This window comes from Algoriphagus lacus (assembly GCF_003583985.1).
Taxonomy (GTDB): Bacteria; Bacteroidota; Bacteroidia; order Cytophagales; family Cyclobacteriaceae; genus Algoriphagus; species Algoriphagus lacus.
Genome location: NZ_QXML01000012.1, coordinates 60,183 through 86,180, shown reverse-complemented (window position 1 = coordinate 86,180; position 25,998 = coordinate 60,183). Strand labels below are relative to the sequence as shown.

Annotated in this window: 23 protein-coding genes and 1 riboswitch; of the genes, 11 read left to right on the top strand and 12 right to left on the bottom strand. The window is 43.2% G+C overall.

Translation table 11 applies throughout. The features are described from left to right. Nucleotides 1–95: 95 nt before the first annotated feature. Complete coding sequence (locus D0X99_RS18345; RefSeq protein ID WP_147392264.1) at nucleotides 96–1,106, bottom strand: FAD:protein FMN transferase; 1,011 nt, start codon at nucleotides 1,104–1,106, stop codon at nucleotides 96–98. Between the two features lie 163 nt (nucleotides 1,107–1,269). Between D0X99_RS18345 and D0X99_RS18340 the strand changes: the two genes are divergently transcribed. From D0X99_RS18340 to D0X99_RS20730, 10 genes are all read left to right on the top strand, one after another. Further along, a complete protein-coding gene (locus D0X99_RS18340) occupies nucleotides 1,270–2,379 on the top strand; it encodes a toxin-antitoxin system YwqK family antitoxin (RefSeq protein ID WP_119479319.1) in 1,110 nt (369 codons plus the stop codon). A gap of 58 nt (nucleotides 2,380–2,437) precedes the next feature. After that, a complete protein-coding gene (locus D0X99_RS18335) occupies nucleotides 2,438–3,379 on the top strand; it encodes a phosphoribosylaminoimidazolesuccinocarboxamide synthase (RefSeq protein WP_119479318.1) in 942 nt (313 codons plus the stop codon). 108 nt (nucleotides 3,380–3,487) lie between these two features. Next, nucleotides 3,488–3,865 carry an STAS domain-containing protein gene (locus D0X99_RS18330; protein ID WP_119479317.1) on the top strand — a complete coding sequence of 126 codons (378 nt, stop codon included), beginning with the start codon at nucleotides 3,488–3,490 and terminating at the stop codon, nucleotides 3,863–3,865. Continuing rightward, nucleotides 3,862–4,794, top strand: coding sequence for a ribonuclease Z (locus D0X99_RS18325; protein ID WP_119479316.1), 933 nt, complete (start codon nucleotides 3,862–3,864; stop codon nucleotides 4,792–4,794). The genes D0X99_RS18330 and D0X99_RS18325 overlap by 4 nt, the downstream gene beginning before the upstream one ends. Continuing rightward, nucleotides 4,787–5,578 (top strand): queuosine precursor transporter, encoded by a 792-nt coding sequence (locus tag D0X99_RS18320; RefSeq protein ID WP_119479315.1) that lies wholly within the window; start codon nucleotides 4,787–4,789, stop codon nucleotides 5,576–5,578. Before D0X99_RS18325 ends, D0X99_RS18320 begins: the two co-directional genes overlap by 8 nt. Before the next feature lie 309 nt (nucleotides 5,579–5,887). Next, nucleotides 5,888–7,735 carry a DEAD/DEAH box helicase gene (locus tag D0X99_RS18310; RefSeq protein ID WP_119479313.1) on the top strand — a complete coding sequence of 616 codons (1,848 nt, stop codon included), beginning with the start codon at nucleotides 5,888–5,890 and terminating at the stop codon, nucleotides 7,733–7,735. Between the two features lie 79 nt (nucleotides 7,736–7,814). Continuing rightward, nucleotides 7,815–8,519, top strand: coding sequence for a 16S rRNA (uracil(1498)-N(3))-methyltransferase (locus D0X99_RS18305; protein ID WP_119479312.1), 705 nt, complete (start codon nucleotides 7,815–7,817; stop codon nucleotides 8,517–8,519). Nucleotides 8,520–8,604: 85 nt separating this feature from the next. Next, a complete protein-coding gene (locus D0X99_RS18300) occupies nucleotides 8,605–8,958 on the top strand; it encodes a MerR family transcriptional regulator (RefSeq protein WP_119479311.1) in 354 nt (117 codons plus the stop codon). Further along, nucleotides 8,930–9,703, top strand: coding sequence for a DNA-processing protein DprA (gene dprA / locus D0X99_RS18295; RefSeq protein ID WP_317133435.1), 774 nt, complete (start codon nucleotides 8,930–8,932; stop codon nucleotides 9,701–9,703). Before D0X99_RS18300 ends, dprA begins: the two co-directional genes overlap by 29 nt. Nucleotides 9,704–9,773: 70 nt before the next feature. Then, nucleotides 9,774–10,058, top strand: coding sequence for a DprA-like winged helix domain-containing protein (locus D0X99_RS20730; protein ID WP_317133434.1), 285 nt, complete (start codon nucleotides 9,774–9,776; stop codon nucleotides 10,056–10,058). A gap of 24 nt (nucleotides 10,059–10,082) precedes the next feature. Here D0X99_RS20730 and D0X99_RS18290 read toward each other — a convergent pair whose 3' ends face one another. The 7 genes from D0X99_RS18290 to D0X99_RS18260 all read right to left on the bottom strand — a co-directional run bounded on the left by D0X99_RS18290 (nucleotide 10,083) and on the right by D0X99_RS18260 (nucleotide 22,267). Further along, nucleotides 10,083–10,634, bottom strand: a complete 552-nt coding sequence (locus tag D0X99_RS18290) for a PepSY-associated TM helix domain-containing protein (RefSeq protein ID WP_119479310.1) — start codon at nucleotides 10,632–10,634, stop codon at nucleotides 10,083–10,085. A gap of 3 nt (nucleotides 10,635–10,637) precedes the next feature. Continuing rightward, nucleotides 10,638–11,489 (bottom strand): hydroxymethylglutaryl-CoA lyase, encoded by an 852-nt coding sequence (locus D0X99_RS18285; protein WP_119479309.1) that lies wholly within the window; start codon nucleotides 11,487–11,489, stop codon nucleotides 10,638–10,640. A gap of 129 nt (nucleotides 11,490–11,618) precedes the next feature. Continuing rightward, a complete protein-coding gene (metF, locus tag D0X99_RS18280; RefSeq protein ID WP_119479308.1) occupies nucleotides 11,619–12,572 on the bottom strand; it encodes a methylenetetrahydrofolate reductase [NAD(P)H] in 954 nt (317 codons plus the stop codon). Then, complete coding sequence (gene metH, locus D0X99_RS18275; protein WP_233553757.1) at nucleotides 12,569–15,247, bottom strand: methionine synthase; 2,679 nt, start codon at nucleotides 15,245–15,247, stop codon at nucleotides 12,569–12,571. The genes metF and metH overlap by 4 nt, the downstream gene beginning before the upstream one ends. Before the next feature lie 10 nt (nucleotides 15,248–15,257). Continuing rightward, nucleotides 15,258–16,313 carry a homocysteine S-methyltransferase family protein gene (locus D0X99_RS18270; protein ID WP_119479306.1) on the bottom strand — a complete coding sequence of 352 codons (1,056 nt, stop codon included), beginning with the start codon at nucleotides 16,311–16,313 and terminating at the stop codon, nucleotides 15,258–15,260. Between the two features lie 63 nt (nucleotides 16,314–16,376). After that, nucleotides 16,377–16,476, bottom strand: a riboswitch (SAM riboswitch). A gap of 88 nt (nucleotides 16,477–16,564) precedes the next feature. Beyond that, nucleotides 16,565–17,881: a hypothetical protein gene (locus tag D0X99_RS18265; RefSeq protein ID WP_233553756.1), complete on the bottom strand. Its 1,317-nt coding sequence runs from the start codon at nucleotides 17,879–17,881 to the stop codon at nucleotides 16,565–16,567. A 69-nt stretch (nucleotides 17,882–17,950) separates the two neighbouring features. Further along, nucleotides 17,951–22,267 (bottom strand): PAS domain S-box protein, encoded by a 4,317-nt coding sequence (locus D0X99_RS18260; RefSeq protein WP_119479305.1) that lies wholly within the window; start codon nucleotides 22,265–22,267, stop codon nucleotides 17,951–17,953. Nucleotides 22,268–22,506: 239 nt separating this feature from the next. Between D0X99_RS18260 and D0X99_RS18255 the strand changes: the two genes are divergently transcribed. Next, entirely contained in the window at nucleotides 22,507–22,827 is a 321-nt protein-coding gene (locus tag D0X99_RS18255; protein ID WP_119479304.1) for a YbjQ family protein, read from the top strand. Nucleotides 22,828–22,848: 21 nt separating this feature from the next. Here the strand turns inward: D0X99_RS18255 and D0X99_RS18250 are convergent, their stop codons facing one another. From D0X99_RS18250 to D0X99_RS18235, 4 genes are read right to left on the bottom strand one after another with little or no spacing between them, the layout of a single operon-like run. Further along, entirely contained in the window at nucleotides 22,849–23,091 is a 243-nt protein-coding gene (locus D0X99_RS18250) for a (2Fe-2S) ferredoxin domain-containing protein (RefSeq protein ID WP_119479303.1), read from the bottom strand. Beyond that, the gene (locus tag D0X99_RS18245) at nucleotides 23,091–24,344 is read right to left on the bottom strand and encodes a DUF819 family protein (RefSeq protein ID WP_119479302.1); all 1,254 of its coding nucleotides are present in this window, start codon (nucleotides 24,342–24,344) and stop codon (nucleotides 23,091–23,093) included. Before D0X99_RS18245 ends, D0X99_RS18250 begins: the two co-directional genes overlap by 1 nt. 58 nt (nucleotides 24,345–24,402) lie before the next feature. Next, nucleotides 24,403–25,041, bottom strand: coding sequence for an NUDIX hydrolase (locus D0X99_RS18240; RefSeq protein ID WP_119479301.1), 639 nt, complete (start codon nucleotides 25,039–25,041; stop codon nucleotides 24,403–24,405). Nucleotide 25,042: 1 nt separating this feature from the next. Further along, complete coding sequence (locus D0X99_RS18235) at nucleotides 25,043–25,585, bottom strand: bifunctional isocitrate dehydrogenase kinase/phosphatase (RefSeq protein WP_158587732.1); 543 nt, start codon at nucleotides 25,583–25,585, stop codon at nucleotides 25,043–25,045. Nucleotides 25,586–25,998: the final 413 nt, after the last annotated feature.

The following is a 25,998-nucleotide window of genomic DNA, read 5'->3' as shown; positions in this document are numbered from 1 at the left end:
TCGCACAGAAAAAACCGCAGATTTTCACAGAAATCAAGTTGGATTCCTGAATATTGAGACTACTTTCTGAGATTTGGAACTTCTACTGAGACTGCCTACTGTTCACTGGTCTCCGGCTTCGGAAATCCAGAAGTAAACTCCATTTCCAGCTTTTCTTTTCCTCCAATCACAAACATTGCCTCGACTCCGGGAAGGTTTTCTGCCAGTGCTTTGGCTTTCTCCGGACCCATAGCCATAAAAGCTGTCGCCAAGGCATCAGCCTCGGTAGCTGAAGAAGCAATGACTGAAACCGAAACCATGGAATGGCTGACCGGGAATCCAGTCAATGGATCCAAAATATGCGGCCGTCTGTTTCCGGCCTCGTCGATGTAGAATTTACGGTAGTTGCCTGAACTGCTGATTGCTCGATTATCCAAATCGACTTTGGTCAGCATGCTGCTAGTCACTCCCATTTCAGCTTGGGCCGGATCTTCGATACCGATGGACCAGGTTGTTCCTCTTGAGTTTAGTCCCTTCGCTTTCATTTCCCCTCCAATCTCAACCATGTAATCAGCAATCTGATTCTTCTCCACCACCTCGACCAATTTATCTATCGCATACCCCTCTCCCAGCCCGGTGATGTCCAGCATCACTCCGGGTTTTGTGGCAAAATATCCTGAATCCGTAACCGAGATCATGGGTTCAAATCCCACCAGAGCAAGCAATTCAGCCACTTTTACAGAGTCCATTTGTTCTTTTTGCTCAAAGGAAAATCCCCAGGATTTGAGCAATGGATAAAGGGTGGGCTCAAAGTAACCTTCAGACAATCGGTGGAATTTGGCCGCTGAGTCCATCATTTCTTTAAAAGTATTGGATGGGGAAAGTAACTGGCCTAATCGATTGAAATCGGAAACCTCTGACTCCTGAACATAGGAGTTTGATGCGGAATTGATTAAAGTAAAAACCGAATCAAACTCCGGCTGAAGGTCTTTGCCAGTATCCGCTACCTGAATACGGTAATAAGTTCCGAAGATTTCACCTTCGTAGGTTTTATAGGTTTTCTCCTTTTCAGAGCAAGAAGAAAACAAAACGAAAGCAAGGAATAAATAACTCAAGGTAACTCTCATAATCAAGGAATTAGCCCAAGTAAGTGGCAACACCCTTGGGGCAAGAATATTAATTTTGTCCAAAAATAGTCAAATTGAATTCCGCTGCCGTTAATTTTCCGGGAAGTTACTGGTCCCGCAGTTTGGTTTCCGATCAACTCACCTCAGTATTTATTTTACTATAATGCAAAATTTGACTAACGCTATTGCGCTGCTTAGCTTAACCATTCTGCTGGTTTTGGGACAAAAGTCCCCGGGTTTTGCCCAGGATACCATTCGGACTTACTACGATGAGGATTCCCTCCACATTAAGGAAATTCTGACCAAAATCAACGGGAAAGCAGAGGGAGAAGTCCGGCTTTTTGATCCAAACGGGAAACTGATCCTGATCGGAAACCTTAAAAATGACCAGCGGAATGGCTTTTTTTACGACTTGGATCCCGACACCGGAGACACGCTTCGAGTTGTTCAGTTCAAAAACAACCTTCGCGAAGGCAAAGCCCTCAGTTATTTTCCGGGAGGAAAATTGAGCCAGGAATCCACCTTCATGAACAATCAACTTGAAGGAAAAGTAACCTCATATTACGAGGACGGAGAAATTCGGGACCTAACAAATTTCAAAAACAACAAGCCAGACGGGATATCTGAGGCATTTTTCCCAAATGGAAAGCCACAAACCAGAATCAATTTTCTTGCAGGGCAATATCACGGTTCATTTGAGGAATTTGACGAAAACGGACAATTGATCTTCAGTGCATCTTACAATCGCGGGGTCTTGGACGGCAAAGAGATTCAATACTTCCCGGATGGAAAAGTCAAAGCAGTTCGTGAATTCAAGGAAGGTGAATTAAATGGGGTGTACGAATTGAATTATCCTGACGGAAAACCGGAACGAAGAGGAATCTACAAATCCGGATTACCCGAAGGTGAACTCATGGAGTACTTTTCGGATGGTAGTATACGAATGAAAGCAGTCTACCAAAAGGGAATTCCAAATCAACCTGTAGTCTATTTCCACCCAAACGGAACTGTCCGCCAGCGAATCAACTTTGACAAAAACGGGGAGAAAATCAGTGAAGAGACCTTTTTCCCGAATAAGGTGCTCGAGTCAATGGTGAGGTTTGTCAATGATCGGGAAGAAGGTGAAGTAAAGATTTTTCGGGAAAATGGTAACCTTCTGGAAATCAGGAATTACAACAAAGGCAGACTTCATGGAAAGCGGGAGCTTTTTGATGAGTCAGGACAACTGACCGAAACCCAACTTTGGGAAAACGGAAATAAAATCAATAAATAAAACCGAAGTCTAAGGCAGTAGAATCCCATTTTTCTATTTTTGCCGAAACGATTTTCAAATGAGCAACGCCATTAAGGAAACCCATTTCAAATTCCCCGGCCAAGTAGGTTTTTACAAAGGAAAAGTACGAGACGTTTATATTTTCGAAAAGGAACTGGTGGTGGTAGCTTCTGACCGGATTTCTGCATTCGATGTGGTTTTACCCCGACCGATTCCTTTCAAGGGCCAGGTGCTAAATCAGATCGCAGCAGGATTCCTCAAGGCTACAGCAGCTATCGTCCCCAATTGGGTGACTTCAACTCCTGACCCGAATGTGACTATTGGAAAGCGTTGCGAACCCTTCAAAGTGGAAATGGTCATCAGGGGGTACTTAGCAGGACATGCGGCACGAGAATACAAGGCCGGCAAAAGAATGCTCTGTGGAGTGCCAATGCCGGAAGGATTGAGAGAAAATGATCCTTTTCCGGAGCCAATCATCACTCCTACCACCAAAGCTTCGGAAGGCCACGACGAGGACATCTCAAGAGAGGATATTCTGGCCAAGGGAATTGTTAGTGAGGCAGATTATTTGATTTTGGAAAAATATACAAGAGCTCTTTTCAAAAAAGGTCAGGAAATGGCCAAAGAAAAAGGGCTGATTCTCGTGGACACCAAGTATGAATTTGGGAAATTCGGAGACGAAATCTTACTCATTGACGAAATTCACACACCGGATTCATCCCGATATTTCTATGCGGATGCCTATGAAGAAAATCAGGAAAAAGGCATAGCTCAGAAGCAATTATCAAAGGAATTTGTCCGTCAATGGCTAATTGCTAATGGATTTCAGGGAAAAGAAGGTCAGACAGTACCTGAAATGACGGATGAAATTGTAGAAAGCATCTCAGATCGCTATATTGAACTGTTTGAAAACATCACTGGGGAAAAGTTCGTGAGAGCCGAAACAACCCACATCGAATCAAGAATTGAAAAAGCCATTTTGACCCATTTGGGTCTTTAAAAGCCAACATTAAAAACTATGAGATTCAGCATGGCCAAAACTTCAAACAGAGGTATGAAAACCGACCATGTGAGATTCTAACAGACCACAAAAAAAAATTAAAAACAGATGAAATACACAATCGATAAAAAAGAGCAGTATGTGGTATTTGCACCACTTGAGGAAAAAATCGACTCGCTGCTTGCTCCCAAATTAAAGTCTGAATTATTGACCATTCATGCGGAAGGCTATTCCAACATCGTCTTGGATATGAGTCTGGTGAAGTATGTGGATTCAAGTGGATTGAGTGCCCTCTTGGTGGGTGACAGAGAATTTGGCCGAAACGGAGGGATTTTTGTCATTTCAGGTGTGCAGGAGCACGTTATGAAGCTTCTAAAAATCTCCATGCTCGACAAAAAGCTAAACCTTGTTCAAACCTTGGAAGAGGCTGGAGAGGCTATTTTCATGCATGAAATCGACGGAGGCGAAGACGCGGAGGAAGCTTGATTCCTGATTTCGAAGTCACGGTTTTAGGAAATACCTCTTCCATTCCAGTTCATGGAAGAAATCACACTGCCCAAGTCATTCGATTTGGGCAGGAGTGTTTATTGATAGACTGTGGCGAAGGCACGCAGATTCAAATGCGTAAATTCAAGGTGAAATCATCCCGGATTTCCCACATTTTCATTTCCCACCTTCACGGAGATCACTACCTGGGTTTGATTGGAGTATTGTCCAGCTATCAACTTTCCAAGCGAACTTTACCTTTGACTATTTTCGGTCCAAAAGGCCTTGATGAGATCATCACCACCCAGTTTCGCTGGAGTAACACGAAACTTTCCTATCCGCTCAATTTTATCCAAACCCAGCCGGATGGATTGAACCTTTTATTGGATCATCCTAGATTTTCGGTTCACAGTTTTCCGCTGACGCACCGGCTTCCGACCACCGGATTTTTGATCAGTGAAAAAGAAGGATTGAGAAGTCTGATCAAGGAAAAATTAACGGCTAAAAAAATCCCTCTTGAAGCCATTCAAAGCCTACGACAAGGAAAGGATTATTCTGATTCGGAAGGTAATCGGTATTCGCTGCAGGAATACACCCATCCCCTCCCCCCGTTAAGAAGTTACGCCTTTTGCTCAGATACCCGATTTGAGCCAAATCTGGTCCACTACCTGAGCAAACCTACCCTGCTTTATCACGAATCTACCTTCATGCAAGCAGATGCTGCCAGGGCTGCAGACACATACCACAGCACAGCCAAACAGGCAGCCGAAATGGCCAACCTGGTCAAGGCCAAAAACCTACTTTTAGGTCACTTTTCTTCTCGTTACATCCACTTGGAAGAAATGCTCCTCGAAGCAAAAACTGTCTTCGCCAATTCAGAGTTAAGCGAGGAAGGAAAAACTTATCCTATTTTGCCAGCCAATGAATGAAATCCAACATAGCCGCAAAACGAACCTGTTCATCATACTAGGATCAATCTTCTTGACCAATGCAATTCTTGCTGAAATTATAGGCGTAAAGATCTTTTCAGGAGAAAAAACCTTGGGGTTCGAACCGGTCAATTGGACCTTTTTCGGAGAATATGTTCTGGACTTCAATCTGACAGCAGGTGCAGTGATTTGGCCGGTTGTTTTCATTACCACGGATATAATCAATGAATATTTTGGGAAAAAAGGTGTTCGCAAGATTAGTTTCATAACAGCCGGGTTAATCACATATGTATTTTTGATCATCAGCTTGGTCACAGTTTTGGTACCGGCAGACTTTTGGCTTGACGTCAATTCCCAGACTCCAACCGGTGATGGATTTGACATTAATTATGCGTTCAATACAATTTTCCGCCAAGGTTTGGGAATCATTTTAGGTTCGTTGACTGCCTTCCTTATAGGACAATTGATTGACGTGTATGTGTTTCAAAAACTAAGAGCAGTCACAGGTTCTCGAATGATTTGGCTTCGTGCCACAGGGTCTACCTTGGTTTCCCAGTTTATTGACTCCTTTGTGGTTTTGGGTATTGCCTTTTACATTTTTGGCAATTGGAGCCTCAGTCAGATAGTTGCAGTAGGGTTGATCAATTACGTGTATAAGTTTTCTGTAGCCATTCTATTGACCCCGATCCTTTATTTAGGACACGGGCTTATCGACCGATATTTGGGAAAAGATCTCGCTGAAAAGATGGCCAAAGAGGCTACTTCTGATCGGGCTTTTTTGTAAACAGTAACGAAAACGATTAAAAAAATCAATTTTTGTTTTGTTCCGTTTTTGGACCTTTTTGTTGGTTATTAAAACTCTGAAATCAAATTTCTGATACCCGAATCTCAAATAAACCAAATATATTTTGCTTTAAGCCACTCATTTTTAATGATTATTCTAAAAACTTTAGTACTGGAGTTGGATTTCCGAATTATTGATCTTACTTTTGCATCGTCAATTTTGACGTAGCTATTTTTCGTGCCGTGAATCCTTACTGTCGCTTGTCTGGGATTTAGGATAACATGGCAAGAAAAAGTAAGGAAAACATTCATGGAAAACACAGTAAAATTCTCAGACCTGGGGATTTCGGAAGAAATCTTGCGGGCAGTGGAAGAGATGGGTTATACAACCCCTTCCCCAATTCAATTACAAGCCATTCCCTTCGTACTTGAAGGTCGCGATCTAATCGGTCAGGCTCAAACCGGAACCGGTAAAACAGCAGCTTTTGCAATTCCTATCATCGATCTGGTCGATGCGGATTTCAACAAGCCTCAGGCTATTATCCTTTGCCCTACCCGTGAGCTAGCTGTACAAGTAGAAGGCGAAATCCAAAAACTTTCGAAGTATCACAAAAACATCAATTCTGTAGCGATCTACGGAGGAGAATCCATTGACAAGCAGATCAGAGTCTTGAAAAAAGGCGTTCAGATCGTGGTAGGAACTCCCGGACGTGTGCAGGATCACATGAGCAGAGGAACACTCAAGCTGGACAATGTTGGAATCATCGTTTTGGATGAGGCTGACGAAATGCTAGACATGGGCTTCAGAGACGATATCGAGGCGATTCTCCAGGAAATGCCTGAAGAAAGACAGACTGTCTTCTTTTCCGCAACCATGGCGAAGCCGATCTTGGATCTGACCAGAAAGTATCAGAAAAACCCAGAAATCATCAAAGTCGCTAAAAATGAGCTGACTGTTTCCAAAATCGAGCAGATTTACTACGAAGTAAAACCTTCTTTGAAGATGGAATTGATGACCCGTCTGATGAACATCAACAATTACGCCTTGAGCGTGGTATTCTGTAATACCAAGAGAATGACCGACGAGGTGACTGAGGCTTTGGGTGCAAGAGGCGTCCTGGCAGAAGCGCTTCACGGCGACCTTTCTCAGGCTCAGCGAGATAAAGTAATGGGCAAATTCCGTAAAGGACTTTGTTCAGTATTGGTAGCGACTGACGTGGCTGCCCGTGGTATTGACGTGGATAATGTGGAGGCTGTATTCAACTACGACCTACCATTGGACGAAGAATACTACGTACACCGAATTGGACGTACAGGTCGTGCAGGTAAGTCTGGAACTGCAATCACGTTCATCACAGGTCGCAGAGAAACAATGAAACTCAGAGATCTGGAGCGTTTTACCAAGGCGACCATCAATAAAATGACTCCTCCTTCTGTAACTGAATTGGTTGAGCTGAAAAAAGCTCAATTGGTGAAGGATGTGTATAGAGTGTTGGCTATCGAAGAAGACAATCAGCTTTTTGAAGCGACTATCGGACAGATGCTTGCTGAAGGATTGACCATGGAGCAAATTGCTCTCGGCTTGATCAAGATGAACATGGGTGAAACCGTGAAAGAATTGAAAGAGCAGGATTTCGGTATCGAAGTTTACGGAGCTAGAAGAGAAGGGTCAAGAGACGGAGGTCGTGATTTCGGCCGAGGCGAGAGAAGTTCTGATCGATTTGGACGTGGCGAGAGAAGCGGTTCTGACCGGTTCGGAAGAGGCGAAAGAGAAAGCGGTGGTCGATTCGAAGGCCGTGGAGAGCGTAGAGAAAGATTCGGTGACAGAAGAGAAGGCGGAGACAGATTTGCTGCCCGCAGTGAAAGTGGCCCAAGAGACTTCGAAAGAAGAGCACCTAGAGAAGAAAGAACACGCGATGCCAATATGACTCGTTTGTTCCTGAATCTTGGCAACAAAGACAGAATCCGTCCAAATGATATCGTAGGTGCCATTGCCGGCGAAACAGGTGTTCCTGGTAAAAGCATCGGAGGCATTGACATTTTTGACAACTTCTCCTTCGTGGACGTTCCTCAGAAAGACGCAGAACATGTGATCCGAGTGATGAAGAACAATACCATCAAAGGAAAGACTGTCAACATGGAAATCTCCAAAGGTTAATTGATATAGGTTAATTTGGTTTAAGGCACATTTCTTCAGGAAATGTGCTTTTTTTGTGCCCTAACCGCATCATAAACTTATGCAGCTTTTTTTCCAGGAAAAGATAGATACTCCAATTACCTACCTCGATGAGGAAGAATCAAAGCACTTAGTCAAGGTGCTTCGTAAAAAACAGGGAGATCCAATCCGATTGACGAATGGAAAAGGCCAGGTTTTTGATTGCGTAATTTTGGAGGCAAACCCTAAAAAGACCAGCTTAAAAATCCTGAAATCAGCTGAGATCCCTGAAGAATCGTTTCACATTCACCTGGCAATCGCACCCACCAAGAGTCCCGATCGCATGGAATGGTTGATAGAGAAAATCACCGAATTGGGATTTCATGAGCTAACCTTGTTGGAAACTATGAATTCGGAGCGGAGCTTTTTGAAAACCGATCGGCTTCAGAAAAAAGTGATCTCTGCCTGCAAGCAAAGTTTGAAATTCAGAATTCCGGAATTGCATCAGTCCAGAAAATTATCCGAGTTATTCAAATCCAAGGATTTTGACCAATACCAAAAATTCATCGCCTATGTCGACGAAGAACACAAAAATCATCTTTTTGATGTGGCCAAACCGAACGGAAAGTACCTCATCCTCATCGGACCCGAAGGTGACTTTGACCCCAAAGAGATCCAATCAGCATTTGAATTAGGCTTTATTCCAGTTTCATTGGGAAAAAGCCGCCTCCGGACCGAAACTGCCGGACTTGCAGCAGTACAAATGCTTCAGCTCTTAAACCGCTGAAATCAGGATTTTTTTCTCTCAAGTCTAAAGTATCTCTTGAAGTCACCGATCAAATTTTTAACTTAGTCTTTTAGCCAATTCTGCTGTGCCGTACAAAGAGCGAGAAATAGAAAAGAAATACCATTCCATAGGAGAAGTAGCAGAGATGTTCAAAGTAGCACCTTCACTCATTCGCTATTGGGAAGGAGAGTTTGATATCATCCGCCCTAAAAAAGATAAAAAAGGCAATAGACGCTACACCAAGGACGATATTCAGAAAATCCGGTACGTATACCACTTGGTGAAAGAAAAAGGATACACCCTTCAAGGTGCACAGGAAGTCATTGCTTCAGGCAAAAACCAAGGGTTTGACAAAGTCGCAGCAGTTCAAAAGCTTCAGGAAATCAAAGACTTTTTAATCAATCTGAAGAATGAACTCAAAGCCCGACACGGATCTTGAAAATCTCCGGTATCATTTAGCCCTTTCTCAGGCGCCCAAAGTAGGGCCTAGCGTATTCAAAGCCATCCTAGCATATAGCGGTTCGGCTAAAGCATTTTTCAATCTCAGCAAAGGCAAAGCATCCAAAATTCCCCGGGTAGGAGAAAAGCTTCTCGAAATCCAAAAACAGGCAGAGTCCCATCTGAAAAATGCAGATGAACTTATCGCACTTTGTGATAAAAAAGGATATCGAATTCTCACATCAACCGATCCTGGTTTTCCTTCCAGACTGAAATCCCTGGAGGATGGCCCTGTGATCCTTTTCACTCAGGGAAAAGGCGATTTGAATTTTGAACGGAGTGTGGGGATCGTGGGAACCAGAAGTGCGACTCCGTATGGCAAATCGATCACTCGGAAAATTGTAGAAGACCTCCTTCCCTACCAACCGGTAATCGCATCGGGTTTGGCATATGGAATCGATATTGAAGCGCACCGGGCAGCTTTGCAAGTAGGTTTGCCGACTATCGCTGTGATGGGATCACCCTTGTCCCAAATCTATCCTGCAGCACACAAAAAGACTGCAGAACAACTTCAGGAAAACGGAATCCTGATGAGCGAATATGCCCCTGGGAGTACGATGGTGCCTGGAAATTTCCCTGCTCGAAATCGGATTATTGCCGGGCTTTCGGACGCTTTGATTGTTGTGGAAGCGGCAGAAAAAGGCGGAGCTTTAATCACAGCTGAAATAGCTTTCAGCTACAATTAAAGAGGTATTTGCCGTTCCCGGCAATCTTCAATCTCCTTTTTCCGAAGGCTGTAATCAGATGATCAAAAAGATGAAAGCTTCCATCTACACTGGGCCCGGAGACATTGCTGAGGCACTTTTTTGGACCAAACCGGGAGAAGAAAAGCCCAAAAAACCAACCCTTGATCTAAGCAATCGAGATGAGGAAGAAATCCTGATTCTAAAACTTTTATTGGAAAAAGGAGAGTCAGAAATCGATCAAATAAGTTACCAGACAGAAATTCCTTTGGGAATGCTTTCTTCCAAGCTCCTGTCTCTGGAGTTTGAAGGGATTGTAAAATCACTTCCTGGAAAGAAGTTTAAGTTGATGGTATAACCTTCAACCAGATTAGGCCCTTTCTTATTTCCCTTTCAGCCTTCTTATCAACTTCGGAAAATACCAAAGGTAAAACCCACTGACGCACATCAAAATCAGTCCCAAGGAAGTCAAAGTAGAATAAGTCAACTTGGCAGCCTCATCACCCTGAAGGTAAAAATCAACAATGCTCCCGTCATGGACTTTTTCGATCCAATCCGAATGACGGGTTTCGATGGACAACACTTCCCCGGATAATCCATCTAATTGAACTTCGGTAAAATGCGTTTTAAAAGTCACCTTGGCCACGCCTTTATCGGGTCGAATATCAATTCGGTCCACTTCGGTCGACTCACCGATTTTAGCCATTTCAGATTCGGCTATTCTCACCATTTCGGCTGGAGAAACCCATTCTCCCTGTTCGATTTTTGTTTCCAAGGTGGGTGGAAGTAACTCAGCTTTTTTCTTCCAAGCCAAAAGAATCGATGTAATCCCAATCAAAAGGAAAAAAACAATCAAAGGAATTCCGAACCATTTATGAAGGGCCCTAAGTCTGCGAAGGGACTTGACTTTCTCCTGTATCTTTTGCTCAGCCATTAATTAGGAATTAAATACAAATCGGGCAAGCTTGAGGGATTCAGCAAGTTCTGATTTTTTCAATCCTAATGAATAACCTTCATTTTCCAATGTCTCAATCATTACTTCAGTAGCCATATTTCCAACCAATTCATCCTTGGCCATTGGGCATCCTCCAAAACCTTTTAAAGCTCCATCGAATCGCTTGCACCCTCCTTTCAATCCTGCCACCACTTTTTCGGAAATCGACTCTGGCCTACTATGAAGATGTGCTCCAAACTCGATTTGAGGAAAGGCCTGAATTTGAACTTCAAACAACGTGGTGATCAATTCTGGAGTGGCCACGCCGATAGTATCGGATAAAGAAATAGTCTCAACTTGAAGTTCTGCTAGTTTTTCAACAAACTCCGCCACTAATTCCGGAGAGTAAGGATCTCCATAGGGATTACCAAAGCCCATGCTGAGGTACACCACCTGCTTTTTGCCCTTTAATTCACAACGGTTCTGAATCGCCTCCACAGTTTTCATTGCCTCCTCAATGCTGGCGTTGGTGTTTCTTTGCTGAAAAGTCTCGGAAACAGACAAAGGAAATCCCAAGTAATCAATCTCTTCAAAATGCAGTGCATCCTCAGCCCCACGGATATTGGCGACAATTGCCAAAAGCTTGGACTTGGCCTGATGCAAATCCAGTAAATCTAAAACTTCTGCAGTGTCCCGCATTTGGGGAATGGCCTTAGGACTGACAAAACTCCCAAAATCGATCGTATCAAAGCCTACTTCCAACAACTGATTGAGGTAAGCTGCCTTAATAGCTGTATCGATAAAATCGGGAATTCCCTGCATTGCATCCCGAGGACATTCGATCAGTTTAATCATGTCCCAAGATAAGGAGAATCGGGAAAAATGGATTTGGGATTAGGAGGAACGGTCAAACCTTTGAGGCTTTTTAACCCCCAAAGGTTTGACCCCTTAAAAGTTTCTAGGCATTGAATACCTCAAAGGGTTTCAAAATACCTCTTTCGCAATCTTATAAGTAGTATCTGCCTTGCTCATCGTGTAGAAATGCAAAGAAGGCACTTGGGCATCGATCAACTCTTTGCACTGCTGAATAGCCCAGGCAATTCCCACTTCTTTGACATCTGCGTTGGTTTTACACTTTTCAAGTTCGTCGGTCAGTGCATCCGGAAGGTCCAAGAAAAAAGTCCTTGGCAACATCGTAATCTGACCAATCGTGGTGATGGGCTTAATCCCCGGAATAATCGGAACTGTAATTCCTGCCTCTCTGACCTTTGCCACGTAATCAAAATACTTCTGGTTGTCAAAAAACATCTGAGTCACGATATATTCAGCGCCTCGATCCACTTTTTCTTTCAAATATTTCAAGTCAAATTTCATACTTGGAGCTTCGAAGTGCTTCTCCGGATAGCCTGCCACTCCTACACAGAAGTCGGTATGAAAGCTGTTTTCGGTTTCCTCATGGAGATACCGTCCATTGTTCATTCGGACAATTTGCTCCACGAGTTCGCTGGCATAACTGTGTCCTTCCGGCTCAGGAATAAATCGACCCTCGGTCTTTGGAGCATCACCTCGTAATGCAAGTACATTGTCCACTCCGATAAAATTTAGGTCAATCAGTGCGTTTTCGGTTTCCTCTTTGGAAAATCCTCCACAAAGCAAATGAGGCACTGCATCCACATGGAATCGATTCATAATCGCTGCACAAATGCCAACCGTGCCCGGACGCTTTTTGGTACTCACTTTTTCCAATAGTCCGTTTGGGTGCTTCTTGTAGATATACTCCTCCCGATGGTAAGTCACGTCTACAAAAGGAGGCTTGAATTCCATTAATGGCGAAATTCCCTCCAAAAGTTCTTTCAGACTTTGTCCTTTCAACGGAGGAAGAATTTCAAATGAAAAAAGCGTGGATTTCGCGTTTTTTAGGTGCTCAGTTATTTTCATATTGTCGTATTCGCAAGAGTAGATGAAGGCGTATAAGCCAAATTAGGAGAAAGCAGTCGTTCGGCTTGTTCAATGGAAATTCCCTTTCTCATCGCGTAGCTTCCAACTTGGTCTTCTGCGATTTTTCCCAAACCGAAGTATTTACTTTCCGGGTTTCCAAAGTAAAAACCGGAAACCGAGCTGGTAGGATACATGGCAAAACTGGAAGTCAAGGTGATTCCTACAGTATTTTCAAGATCCAAAATTTTGGCAATGGTTTCCTTTTCGGAATGCTCCGGACAAGCCGGATAACCCGGTGCTGGTCGAATCCCCGGATATTCCTCACGAATCAAGGAGTCATTATCCAGACTTTCTTCAGTAGAGTAGCCCCAATAATTTTTTCTCACCAATTCGTGAACATATTCGGCAGCTGCTTCGGCAAGCCGGTCTGCTAAAGCTTTGAACAGGATGTCGTTGTAATCATCCCCAGCAGCTTGGAATTCGGCTAATTTAGTTTCCATTCCCAAACCCGAAGTCACGGCAAAGCAACCCAAATAATCCGTCTTTACAGGGTGCAAGTAGTCCGCCAAAGAGCGATTGGGGACTCCTTTTCCTTTTTTCCCCTGCTGGCGTAAAAAGTGAAAAGTGGCAATCCGTTCACCAGTTGGTCCAAAGACAATTGCATCATCCTCCTTCCGCTGAATAGGAAAGAGGGAAAACACTGCTTTGGCAGAAAGCCATTTTTCAGAAATCAAACTATCCAACATGGACTGGGCGTCGGCAAAAAGCCGCTTGGCTTCCTCACCAACGATGGGGTCTTCCAGGATTTTTGGATATTTCCCACTCAGCATCCATGTACTAAAAAACGGCGTCCAATCGATGTATTTTCTCAAAATTGATAAATCCAAATTCTCCAAGACCGTTCTACCAAGAACTTTTGGTTTCACGGGTTCAAAAGCACTCCAGTCAATCTCGACAGGATTTGCTTTGGCTTCTTCATAAGAAACCAATTGCTTGAGAGACTGTTTGGCTTCATGCTCTTCGCGCAATTGACGATACGTTTCCTTAAGTTGAAGGCGGTAAGCTTCTTTGGTCTCCTCCGAAATCGCCTCACCTGCAATTGGCACGGATTTACTTGCATCGGTCACATGCACGACCGTACCCGAATAGACTGGATCGATCTTCACCGCGGTGTGGATTCGGGAAGTAGTCGCTCCTCCGATCAGCAAAGGGATTTTCAGCCCCTGACGCTCCATTTCAGAAGCCACGTTGACCATCTCGTCCAAGGAAGGCGTGATCAATCCGCTCAATCCAATGATGTCCACTTTGTTTTTAAGGGCTTCATCAATGATTTTCTGGGCATCTACCATCACCCCCAAATCGATGATCTGATAGCTGTTGCAAGCCAAAACTACCCCCACGATATTTTTCCCAATATCGTGAACGTCCCCTTTCACGGTGGCCAATAAAATCTTTTTCAAGGAAGAGGCTTCCTGTCCTTCTTCCGGTAGCGGCATAAAAGGCTCCAAATAGGCAACCGCCTTTTTCATTACCCTAGCGGATTTGACCACCTGAGGAAGGAACATTTTACCTTCTCCAAAAAGGTCGCCTACCACATTCATCCCGTCCATGAGTGGCCCCTCAATCACCTTCAGTGGGTTCACTAGCTCTAATCGGGCTGCTTCGGTATCTTCTATGATATAATCCAAAATCCCTTTCACCAAGGCATGTTCGATTCGCTTGGCTACTGGATCGGATCTCCAAGCCTCATTGATCACTTCTTTTTTTCCAGCAGCTTTTACTGTTTCTGCGAAGTCTAGCAATCGCTCTGTTGCGTCCTCTCGGCGATCAAAAAGCACATCCTCTACCCGTTCTAGCAGATCCTTGGGTATATCGGCATACACTTCCAGCATGGTGGGATTCACAATCCCCATGTCCATCCCGTGATGAATTGCGTGGTAGAGAAAAGCAGCATGCATCGCCTCCCTAACCCGATCGTTTCCACGAAATGAGAAGGATACGTTACTTACTCCCCCACTGACTTTCGCGCCGGGAAGATTGGACTTGATCCATTTGGTCGCCATGAAAAAATCTAATGCATTTTTTCGGTGCTCTTCCATTCCCGTTGCGACGGGGAAAATATTCGGGTCAAAAATTATGTCTTGAGGATTGAACTTCACCCGATCTACCAGAATCCGATAGCTGCGTTCGCAGATTTCTATCCGTCGTTCATAGGTATCTGCCTGACCTTTTTCATCAAAAGCCATGACCACTACCGCCGCACCAAACTTTTTGACAGTCTTGGCTTGGTGGATAAATTCTTCTTCTCCGTTTTTCAGAGAAATCGAGTTGACAATTCCTTTGCCCTGCACACACTTCAGGCCTGCCAGAATGATGCTCCATTTGGAACTGTCAATCATGATCGGAATACGGCTGATTTCAGGTTCTGAAGCGATCAAATTCAGAAATTTGACCATAGCAAATTCCCCATCGAGCATGCCTTCGTCCATGCAGACATCGAGCACTTGAGCTCCGCCTCGCACTTGATCCAAGGCGATTTCTAGCGCATCATCGTACTGTCCGTTGAGAATCAATCGGGCAAATTTCTTTGAACCTGTGATATTGGTTCGCTCACCGATATTCACAAAGTTGATGTTCGGAGTGAAAATCAAAGGCTCCAGCCCTGATAGCTTCATGTAATTCTGCTTAGACATTGCTCTCCTCCTCTTCCGTTACTTCTTCAATTTTTCTGGGGCTATACTCGGCAGCCATCTTGGCCAAGGCACGAATGTGATCCGGTGTTGTTCCACAGCAGCCACCAAGAATATTCAACATGCCTTCTTTTAAAAAATCACGTACCTGATCTGCCATTTCGTTGGCTCCCTGGTCGTAAGCGCCAAATTCATTCGGCAACCCCGCATTTGGATAAGCAGAGACATAAAAAGGAGCATTTTGAGCTAAAACCTTCAAATAGGGTCTAAGCTCTTTGGCTCCCAAAGCACAGTTAAGTCCAACAGAAAGCAAAGGAACATGAGAAACGGAGATCAAAAACGCTTCAGTAGTTTGCCCTGAAAGGGTACGACCTGAAGCATCCGTGATGGTACCGGAAATCATAATTGGAATTCCGCCTTCTTTGGGATCAAGCGGAATATTTCGCTCCTCATATACTTCCTGTACGGCATAAAGAGCGGCTTTGGCATTGAGGGTGTCAAAAATCGTCTCGATCAAAATGATGTCGGACCCACCATCAAGCAATCCCCTCACCTGCTCGGCATAGGCCTCTGCCAACTGATCGAAAGTGATCGCTCGGTAACCGGGATCATTCACATCAGGAGAAATAGAAGCCGTTCGGTTAGTCGGACCCATTGCCCCTGCCACGAATCTGGGTTTGGAGGGTTCCTTTGCAGTAAACTCATCTGCTACCTCGTGCGCAATTTTTGCGGATTCGAAATTGATCTGATAAGCCAAATGAGAAAGTTCATAATCGGCCTGGGCTATTGTTGTTGCCGAAAAGGTATTAGTTTCGATTATATCTGCACCTGCTTCCAGGTATTCACGATGGATAGTTTTGATAATATCAGGCCGACTAAGCGAAAGCAAATCGTTGTTTCCTTTTAGCGACTTAGGATGATCTTTGAGAGCATCTGTTCTGAAATCCTCTTCAGATAATTTATACCGCTGAATCATGGTACCCATTGCTCCATCAAGGATCAAAATCCGGTTTTGAATAGCTTGGAGTAGGGTTTCCGTTTTGTTTTGCATCTTGAGATAGTTAGTTCAAAAAGCCAATCGAGCAAAACACGGAGAAAAGTACTAGTACTTGTCCGCTCATCTGTTTCCGGCATTTCCGGAATGGGAGTTAGCACCTTAATTACAGGTTGCTAAGACGTCGCAGGGCCCTTCCCTCGGTCTTTCTCGATAAGCAATTCAAAGGTAATAGCATTTTGCTAAAAAAGCGGGTCAATGGTTTCAATTCCTTCGATTTAATTATGGAATCAATTCATTTTCACTAATCAGGGACGAATCCCGATGCTCAGTCCCACAATAGGACCCGAGAGAAATCCTGCCATAGGGACTTCTCCTAATTTATAGTTTGGAAATGCCAACTCATATCCTGCAGAAGCACTTACCACCAAATCAAAAAACTTACGCTTGGTCATTGGAATTCCATATTCTACCAACACTTCAGGTTTGGCCATTACTCCTGAATTCTTTAAATAACCGTCAAATTCCCGTTGCTCAAATAGCTCTGGAAAGTCCGGTTTCTCATTTTGACTCAGGGTATACCGCACATTCCCATATCCCAGTCCTCCCATTGCTCCGATAGCGAAATTCTTAAACTGAAAGAACTTCATCCCTCCGTTGGCATAGACTCTAAGGCTGTTTAGCGTGTGGTTTTGAAAGTTGGAAGCAGGGCCATCCATAGCCAGGTTAAAAACATCCACACCATAAAGCCACCCATCAGTTTCACCCAAAATCCTCAAACCCCAATTGGATGGAGTCCCTGTTAATGGCAAATAGCCATTCTTTTCCAGTTCCTTGTTTAGCGCATCAGGTTCATCGAAGTGAATTCCCCGGAACAAAGAAATTCCAACTGTGGCGTCCCGATAAAAGAAATTTCGCTCAGGAAGTGAAATCCCGGCACCTACCCTGACAAAAGCTCCAGCTTGGGTATTGTCGAAAGCCATTCCGTTCATTTGCCATTTACCCTCAAATGGGCTAAATGAATACCCCACCTTTGCCAATACCTGCACTGCCTCTTTTCTTCCTGGAAGATCAAAATCATAGCTCAACTGAAACCCGATTTCAGTCAAAAAATCACCGAAATACTGTGTTCCTTTTTGAATGTCATTTTCCCTAAGGACAAAACCCTCTTTCGGATCCAAAAGAAAAAGATTTAAGTTTTCATTTGTCTCAGCGGGTAGCATCTCAAAATTCAGGTACCCCATACCCAAAGACATATAGTGAATCAACTGAAATCTTCCTTCTTCTGTCAAAGAATAGCCGACATTAAACAATGCTCTCGAGGTTCGATACCGGATTTCAAAATCATCCAATTCACTGGCTTTGCTTTGATGCTGGGAAAGTTCAAATCCCAGAATAAAATCATTAATTCTAGCCTGATATCCCAATCCATAAGACCGATATCTATTTCGGAGTGGCGACAAACCCCGGTCTTGGAGCATTTCGTTAAACTGCCTAAGATTGGCTCCGGAAACCCCGGTAAATCCATAAAATGAAGAACGCTTATTGATAAGCCCCTGAGCATGAATGACAATCGGAATCGATAAAAGTAAAAAGGAAAATAAAATCCTTCTGAAAAGGGTCATGGAAGCAGGTTTGATAAGAAGCAGGTTTATTCAGCCTCCTTATTGGCAAAATTAATGCTAAACCCTTATTCAGCGCCGATCTTTTGGATTGAGATGTTTGAGAATTTTTTCAAAAAGAGTCTCCGGAGTAAAAGGCTTTGGAATGAAATCATCAATCTCGTTGATTCTCAACTCCTCCTTTACTTCATTGAGTGAGGCTGCAGTCAAGGCCAGAATGGGTACATTCCTTTTTTCGGGATCGGCCTGGGCCCTGATTGCTCTGGCCACTGCAAAACCATCCAATTCCGGCATTTGTAAGTCCAATAGCACCAAATCAAACCTCCCTGAATTGAATTTCTCCAAAGCCTCCAGTCCATCCGATGCAATCACCAGCCTTCCTGCATTCCACTTTGTAAGGAATTTCCGGATCAAAATTTGGTTTACTATGTTGTCTTCTGCTACCAAAATAGAGGCATTTTCCAGTGACCTCTGGCTATTTAACCTCCCTGCTTTTTCAGCTTCCAGCGTTTTAGTATCGATGAATTCGAACGGCAAGGTGAATTCAAAAACACTTCCTCCACCCTTCCTGGCCCTTACCTCGATTTCACCACCGTGCAGTTCAATAAGGCGCTTAACAATTGCCAAGCCTAAACCAGTTCCTCCATATTTTCGACTAGTCGATGAAGAAGCTTGAGTAAACGCTTCAAAAATTGATTTTCTTTTATTCTCAGGAATCCCTATTCCGGAATCTTCGAATACGAATCGTATTTCGGTAAGATTGCCCTGGGTAAATTCTCTGGAAAGCGAAATTCTGACAAATCCTTTCTCGGTAAATTTTATGGCATTTGAAACGAGATTATTGATGATTTGACCTAATCTCAAAGAATCCCCGAATAGCGTTTGGGGAATGCCTTCATCTATCTCACAGCTGATTTTCAGGGACTTTTCTCCGGCTTGGAAACTATGTGAATGAACAATCCGGTGTACAATGTTTCTAAGATCAAATGGAATCCGCTCCAAGTCAACCTTTCCGGAATCGATCTTATTGTAATCCAAAATGTCATTTATCAAAGCCATCAGATTTTCTGCAGAAAATTGAAGGGTTTTCAGATTTTCCAATTGATCTGGGCGTGGGTTTTCCTCCATAAGGAAATGAGCCAATCCGATTACCGCATTCATTGGAGTTCGGATTTCATGACTCATTACCGACAAAAACTGAGATTTGATCAAAGATGCCTGCTCTGCTTTTTCTTTAGCCAAAAGGAGTTCACGCTGCGTTTCTTTGAGTTTGGAAATATCCCTCGCCACACCAGTGTAGTATCGGTGAATTCCGCTTTTGTCTTCAATGAGTTTACCATTGGAGTTGAATACCCGATATTCACCGTTTTTATGACGAAGCCGGAACTCGAGGTATTGATTCTTGGCTAGAAAATCATTGCTTTCATCCAGCATTTCCTGAAAAACCCCTAAATCATCAGGGTTGAGGAAATCAAAAATACTTCTGCCTATTACCTCTTGTGATTCATAACCTAAAAACTGCTTGACATTGGGAGAAACGTAATGCAACAGGAATGTTTCTGTAAGTGAGAAAATGATCTCTGTTGACTCTTCCACCAAGCGGCGGTATTTCTCTTCAGATTGCTGAAGGTCGAGTTTTGCTTGGTACTCGTCATGAATATCCCTGACTATGCTCAAGGCATATTCCACTTTTCCATTTTCAACAATCGGTCTAATAGTCCGGTGGTAGTACCTTCCTTTGAAGAAAAACTCTGTCTCAACGATTTCCTGGTTATCATATACCCGATTAAGAATTGCACTGATTTCTTTGTAGGGAGTCAGTTGAACATCTCTCAATTTCTTGCCTTCAAAGTCTTCCCTCATCAGCCCCCAATTCTCAAAGTTGGTTCCTTCAGCCAAAATATAGGTCCGTTGGGAATCCAACAGAAAGATGTTGGTACCAGGAATATTTGCTGCCAAGACTCTGTATCGCTTATCCCGCTGTGACTGGATAGCCTCGAGGTTTTTCCGGTCAGAAATGTCCTGAAACAAGCCTTCGTGGATAACGATTCTTCCCGAATCCGAAATCACATCTCGGGTGCGGTCCTCTACCCATACGAAAATTCCCGAAGCACTTTTGATCCGATACTCTCCTGAAAACGCCTGAATACCATCAGGCGTGGCCTGTTTGATGGAATTTTCCCGGATTCTATTAGCATCATCCGGATGCAACAAATCCAAAAAGGAAATTTTATTACCAATCAGGTACGCAGCATCATATCCAAATCGACTGATATTTTCAGAGATATACTGAATCTGGTAACCCTCGTTAGGATCTACTCTGAACAATACCGCAGGGCTGTTTTCCACAATAAGCTGGGCCCGCTTTGCTAGTTGTTCTGATTTGTATTTCTCTTCCAATCCACGCAAAATGATCGAATAGCCAATTTTATCGCTGCCATCGGCATGGATCGCCTGAATCGAAATTTCGAATGGGGAATAATGAGTGTGTTTGGTTTGAATAAAACGCTCGGATTTCCATACCTCCCCGAGTTGGAGCTTGCTGACAAGTTGGTCAAGGTGATCATCTATTTCCCAATGGACTGTTACCAAATCGGAGAAATGTCCATCAAAATCCCGAGCAGTTTCGGGACAGCAGAGTTGAAATGCCGCTTCATTGAGGTAAATCACTTCAAGATCCAGATTGGTCACCAAAATAGGGTCACTAACCTGAGCCAAAATCTGAGATTGGAGCTTCAGATAACTTTCTGAGGCTCTTTTATGAGAAATGTCTGTGCAAAACCCGTAAACCTCCAGTCCTTGGGTCAAAAAATCCTTTTTCCCCTCGATTTCATACCGGATAAACTTAACCTTCCCCTGTCTGTCGGTAATGGTAAACTCACCGGAGGTATGAATCAACTCATTCCCTGCATTTCGCAAGTTCTTTATAAACTCCAATCTTGAGGATTTATCAATCCTGAAAATCAGAGAAGAAAACTCCTCAGTTCTCGGCTGATTTCCCAGCCCAAATAAATTAGCCAGTCCTCCGGAAAAGTAAAACCGGTTTTTGAAAGTACTGTACCTCCAGGAGCCGGAGTGAGATAAAATTTCAGTATTGACTAAAAGGCTTTCATTTCGCTCCAATCTCCTTGTCATCTGACAACTCAAATAAGCACCAGCCATAATGTCCCCCAACTGTCTGAGTACTTGAATTTCCTTTTCCTCAAATGGAAAGTCCAGGGATTCCATCTCAAAACGGATAATTCCAAGAAGTCTGTTTCCTGAAATCATCGGAACCAAAATTCTGGAATGAGCTGCTCCTCTAAATGCCTTTTCGTCCCTGGAAGATTCTACCGTCAGGAGCCTGACTTTTCCCTTGTCCAGGAAATGTTGATTCTCAAAAATCAAAGTCAATTCCTCCTTGGAAGGCAGTTTTTGTTGATTTCCCTCCTTTTCCGAAGACCAGGAATTCAAGGCTTCCAGTTCTTCGGTTTCTTGATTGAAGACAAGAATTTCTGCTTTTCGAGCCTTCAAAAATTCTCCAAATCGAGATAAGGCTGCAAAGAACTCGGTTTCCAATTCCCGGAAACTCCCATTGATCAGTCTTGATGAAATCTGATTGATCAGGTTTTCAATTTCAAACCTGCGCTGCAGTGTTCTTTCCGCTAGGATAAAATCAGTAATATCCCTTGAACTGAAAATGATTCCTTGGATTTGAGGATGGTCTAGGAGATTTTTGGCAAAACTCTCGAGATATATTCGTCTCCCATCTTTTAGTCTCACCCAAAAATCGATGGCTACCTCGTCTTTGGAACTTAATACTTCTTTGAAATCTCCTTTGACAAGTTCAATTTTTCCATCTGCTGCAAATTCACGGAAATTTTTCCCAACAATATCTTCGGTCGAAAAGCCTAATTTATCCGACACAGAATCACTTATAAATTTATAAGTACCGCTTTGATCCAGAATTGCAATCAGGTCATGACTGTTATTGAGAATACTTTGCATGTAATGGAGTTCCTCGGTGATTGTCCCACCTGGGGATAATATTCGGCCGGTCTGAGCCAAACTTTCCATTTTGATTCGGTTTCCTTTTGCTATCAAAAACCGGGAATTGTAACTGGAAGGAAGATTGATAAATGCCCATTCAAACCGTTCTTTTCTGCCTTCCGGTGTAATCAGGTGATTGATAAATAAACTTTTGGGCAATTTTCCTGAAACAAAAAAACCTTCGAGTTCGCTAATTAGATCAGGCTGATCAAAATAACTATTCCAAGCATCCTTAATCAGCCTGAAGTTTTGGCGGAAGTATTCATTAAAAAAAATGATCTCCTCCGAATCCATCAAAAACAGTGGTTCCTGGATCTCATTTAGAAAATCAGAAATATCAAACTGTTGGAATTGATTCATGAATTTAGAGAGATACTACTAGGAGAACGCTTATCGCATTCACCAAAATGATAGGTAATATTTGAAAAGAAAATTTCAAACACAAACGAAAAACACCTTTATTTAAAAGTTTAACACCTATCGGAATTATATATGATGTTGAAAAAAATGCCAGTTTTTTCAATTCAAGTTTAACCCTGGTGGCATCAATCACGTCTCAGCATTTAATCTACACTAACTGTAACTTAAACTTCTTTTCCATGATCATTACCACAACCAACTCTTTGGAAGGCCACCGAATTGACCAATACTTGGGAATAGTTTCCGGCGAAACAATCATCGGAGCGAATGTTTTCAAAGATTTCTTTGCAAGCATTACAGATATCGTCGGAGGTCGTTCTTCTGCTTATGAACAAGTCTTGCGGGAAGCTAAGGCAACCGCTATGTCCGAAATGGAAATGCAGGCAAGAGCTTTCGGAGCAAATGCAGTAGTTGGAATTGACCTTGATTATGAAACCATCCGGGACGGCATGCTGATGGTTACCGTCAGCGGGACAGCTGTCAAAGTGACCAAACTTTAACTCTAAGAAGGCCTGATCAAATCAGGCCTTTTTAATTTGGTCCATTACTTTTTTTGCGTCAGTCTTTTTACAAAAATGGCCATCGACAATGACTACTGGTGCCGATTTGCACATATCCATGCACTTGGTCTGAAAAAACTTACAATGTCCCTTGAGCGATCCATTTATAGCAGCATCTTTTAGTTCCTTTCGGATTTTTTTAGCACCTGATTTTTTGCAATCAGAACCGTTACAGATGAAAACCAGCTTTCGATTAATTCTCATCACATTGCTGAAATAGCCTGCATTATCAATCCTGAAAGATAGCCCCCATAAGTCCCTAAAGCATAACCCAATACCGCAAGTAAAACCCCAACTGAAGCCAGAGAAGGGTCAAAAGCTGAAGCCACAATCGGAGCCGATGCAGCCCCGCCTACATTGGCCTGAGATCCCACTGCCACATAGAAAAACGGCGCTTTGATCAACCATGCTACCAAAATCATAATCAAAACATGGAATAACATCCAGACAATTCCGACCAAAAACAATATCGGATTGTCCAGCACCGCACCCAAATCCATCTGCATCCCAATAGTCGCTACCAATACATAAAGTAGCACGCTTCCCATCCGAGAGGCACCCGCACCCTCAAGATCTCGTGCTTTAGTGAAAGAAAGCAAAAGCCCTGCAGTAGTGGCAATTACCACAATCCAGAAGAAGGCGGAATTTAGTGAATATTGATTGAGCTCTGGATAATTGGTTTCAAACCATGGTGCCAAAAAATCTGCACAAAGGTGGGATAATCCCGTGACCCCAAAACCAAATCCAAGAATCAACATCAACTCGCCAAGACTTGGAATTTTCATGATTCCCTCCCTGTGCTTGGCTATTCGGTCCCGCAATTCATAGATGGCTGTAGTATCAGCCTTTAGAATTTTATCCAGTTTTTCAGGCTTTGCTGCCCAATAAAGCAGCACGGCCATCCAAAAATTGGCTACCAATACATCCACTGCGATCATCTGGCCAAACAAAGTAGGACTGGCGCCAAAAACCTCCAGCATCGCTGTCTGATTGGCTCCCCCTCCGATCCAACTGCCGGCAATGGTCGCAAGCCCTCTCCAAATTTCGTCTGCACCAGTGCCTGAATAGATTTCCGGATAAAAAAAGCCAACAATCAGCAAAGCAACCGGACCTCCTAACATAATCCCAACTGAACCAGCCAGAAACATAGTCAATGCCTTTGGCCCCAGCCTGAGAATTCCCTTTAAATCAATGCTGATCGTAAATAACACTAAAGAAGCCGGCAATAAATATCTGGAAGCAACTTTATACAAGTTGGAGGACTCACCTGAAATAAGTCCCAGCGAATTGAATACTGCGGGAATAAAATAGCACAGTAAAACAGTAGGGACATAAGTGTAAAACTTTACCCAAAAAGCCTTCTTGCTGGCAGAGGTCGCAAATACAAAAGCCAAAGTTGCCATAAGCAACCCAAATACTACTGCATCATTACTGATTAAAGGTTCGCTTTTTTCCATGGGAAAGGATTAAGGAATGAAGTACAACAATACCAACAAATGGCCAAAAAGACCAACCTTAACGATTTTCCTGATTCAGGATTTGGATCAATTCGCTTAGAATCATAGCAGTCGCCCCCCAGACAATTTCTCCGTCGATATCGAAATAGGGAGTATTCAGAAGTAAGTTTGGCCTTAACTCCAGAACTTTTTGTTTTCTGACCATCGGATCAAAAAGCTGAAGTAATTTGGTGGAAATAATTCTGGAGACCTCTTTTTCCTCTGGTATTAGATCCGGCTTCTGTTCGGTAAATCCGACAACAGGGCTGACCAAAAAATTACTGGTGGGAATAAACAGATCACTCAGGTTTCCGAGGATAGTCACTTTTGATCTGTTTATTCCAATTTCTTCCTCAGCTTCTCTCAAGGCCGTTTGAACAATATTTTCATCTTCCGGCTCCATTTTTCCGCCTGGAAATGCCACCTGACCACTATGAACACCCGGATATATTGGACGTTTAATTAACGGAAAAAAAGAACCTTCGGAAGTGGGATAAAACAATAATAATACACCGCTTTTCCGATGGTTTTCGGGTAGTTTGGGTTCAAACCTCCTCAAATCCACAGGTTGGGGTGACATCTTAAGATGGGCTTCTTTTCCTGGGAGCGGTTCCTTCAGCTTGGTTTCCAATAGTTGGATCAGTCGATCGAAATCCATTTTATGACAAATCCACAAACACCAATTTATTATCCAAATAAGACTCAGGCACATAGTCTTTAGCTACCTGATTCATTCGGAATTGAGTGAAGCGATGATTTACTACATCAATAATCCAAATCATTGGCCTGAATCCTTCCTCCTCCTGAAAATACCCCATGACCATAAACTCAGAAGCATTCAGCCATAGCCCATCCTCAAACATACCCGAAGGCCCCATAAACAGCAATCGCTCTTTCATTCCGTCCTCCCGATACCAAATCACCTCAGAATCAGGATTCAAAAATGGCCGATCGAGTCCCTCCTGAGCTTCCACTTTGTAGGAATAAATATCTATCGTACCATTCCCCTCAGGATGTGGGAGCTGATAGGGAAAAAGTGGATCTCCAGAGAGAATGGGGTTTTTTTCCGGCATTTCCATCGGGTCAATGGAATCGGTCAATGCAACTTCAAAAGCCATGGCATCAAAGTTCCCGATGGATTTGGCCCAATGACCTTGCCAGGCTGACCGTTGGTCCAGACCAATGTTGATTTGATTTCTCATCAACACAAGTTTTTCGGCATCCACATCAAGGACTACCTGGGTTTCGCTTTTGGTTGAGTCAGATGATTCACAGCCAATTATCAAAACCGATAAAAGCAGTCCTATTAATGGAAAAAAAGGCCGAAATTGTCTCATAGGGAAATGATGAAAGATTGAAGCTACTGTTTGGGATTGAAAAATCAAACCGGGTGATTAACCCAAAAAAATCAGAATTGGCATAAAGAGAAAATCTCCAAATGATTATTCGAAAAAGTAATTGATCAAAAAACAAAAAAGGCCTGGATATCATCCTGGCCTTTTCCTGCTCTCAAACCTATTAAACCTATTGTAGATATTCAATTCATGAATACAGTCGAAAAGTAGAAAATGTTTTTATTCCCTCCAAACAATCGATTGCGAAAAATTTTCAAAAT

Excerpts from the sequence above, each read along its gene's own strand:
- D0X99_RS18265 (WP_233553756.1), bottom strand. The coding sequence starts at position 17,881 with ATGACCCTTTTCAGAAGGATTTTATTTTCCTTTTTACTTTTATCGATT.
- D0X99_RS18235 (WP_158587732.1), bottom strand. The coding sequence starts at position 25,585 with ATGAGAAATCAAATCAACATTGGTCTGGACCAACGGTCAGCCTGGCAA.
- D0X99_RS18260 (WP_119479305.1), bottom strand. The coding sequence starts at position 22,267 with ATGAATCAATTCCAACAGTTTGATATTTCTGATTTTCTAAATGAGATC.
- D0X99_RS18345 (WP_147392264.1), bottom strand. The coding sequence starts at position 1,106 with ATGAGAGTTACCTTGAGTTATTTATTCCTTGCTTTCGTTTTGTTTTCT.
- D0X99_RS18330 (WP_119479317.1), top strand. The coding sequence starts at position 3,488 with ATGAAATACACAATCGATAAAAAAGAGCAGTATGTGGTATTTGCACCA.
- D0X99_RS20730 (WP_317133434.1), top strand. The coding sequence starts at position 9,774 with ATGAAAGCTTCCATCTACACTGGGCCCGGAGACATTGCTGAGGCACTT.
- metF (WP_119479308.1), bottom strand. The coding sequence starts at position 12,572 with ATGAAAATAACTGAGCACCTAAAAAACGCGAAATCCACGCTTTTTTCA.
- D0X99_RS18305 (WP_119479312.1), top strand. The coding sequence starts at position 7,815 with ATGCAGCTTTTTTTCCAGGAAAAGATAGATACTCCAATTACCTACCTC.
- D0X99_RS18310 (WP_119479313.1), top strand. The coding sequence starts at position 5,888 with ATGGAAAACACAGTAAAATTCTCAGACCTGGGGATTTCGGAAGAAATC.
- metH (WP_233553757.1), bottom strand. The coding sequence starts at position 15,247 with ATGAAGCTATCAGGGCTGGAGCCTTTGATTTTCACTCCGAACATCAAC.
- D0X99_RS18270 (WP_119479306.1), bottom strand. The coding sequence starts at position 16,313 with ATGCAAAACAAAACGGAAACCCTACTCCAAGCTATTCAAAACCGGATT.
- D0X99_RS18255 (WP_119479304.1), top strand. The coding sequence starts at position 22,507 with ATGATCATTACCACAACCAACTCTTTGGAAGGCCACCGAATTGACCAA.
- D0X99_RS18340 (WP_119479319.1), top strand. The coding sequence starts at position 1,270 with ATGCAAAATTTGACTAACGCTATTGCGCTGCTTAGCTTAACCATTCTG.
- D0X99_RS18320 (WP_119479315.1), top strand. The coding sequence starts at position 4,787 with ATGAATGAAATCCAACATAGCCGCAAAACGAACCTGTTCATCATACTA.
- dprA (WP_317133435.1), top strand. The coding sequence starts at position 8,930 with ATGAACTCAAAGCCCGACACGGATCTTGAAAATCTCCGGTATCATTTA.
- D0X99_RS18245 (WP_119479302.1), bottom strand. The coding sequence starts at position 24,344 with ATGGAAAAAAGCGAACCTTTAATCAGTAATGATGCAGTAGTATTTGGG.
- D0X99_RS18335 (WP_119479318.1), top strand. The coding sequence starts at position 2,438 with ATGAGCAACGCCATTAAGGAAACCCATTTCAAATTCCCCGGCCAAGTA.
- D0X99_RS18285 (WP_119479309.1), bottom strand. The coding sequence starts at position 11,489 with ATGATTAAACTGATCGAATGTCCTCGGGATGCAATGCAGGGAATTCCC.
- D0X99_RS18290 (WP_119479310.1), bottom strand. The coding sequence starts at position 10,634 with ATGGCTGAGCAAAAGATACAGGAGAAAGTCAAGTCCCTTCGCAGACTT.
- D0X99_RS18250 (WP_119479303.1), bottom strand. The coding sequence starts at position 23,091 with ATGAGAATTAATCGAAAGCTGGTTTTCATCTGTAACGGTTCTGATTGC.
- D0X99_RS18240 (WP_119479301.1), bottom strand. The coding sequence starts at position 25,041 with ATGGATTTCGATCGACTGATCCAACTATTGGAAACCAAGCTGAAGGAA.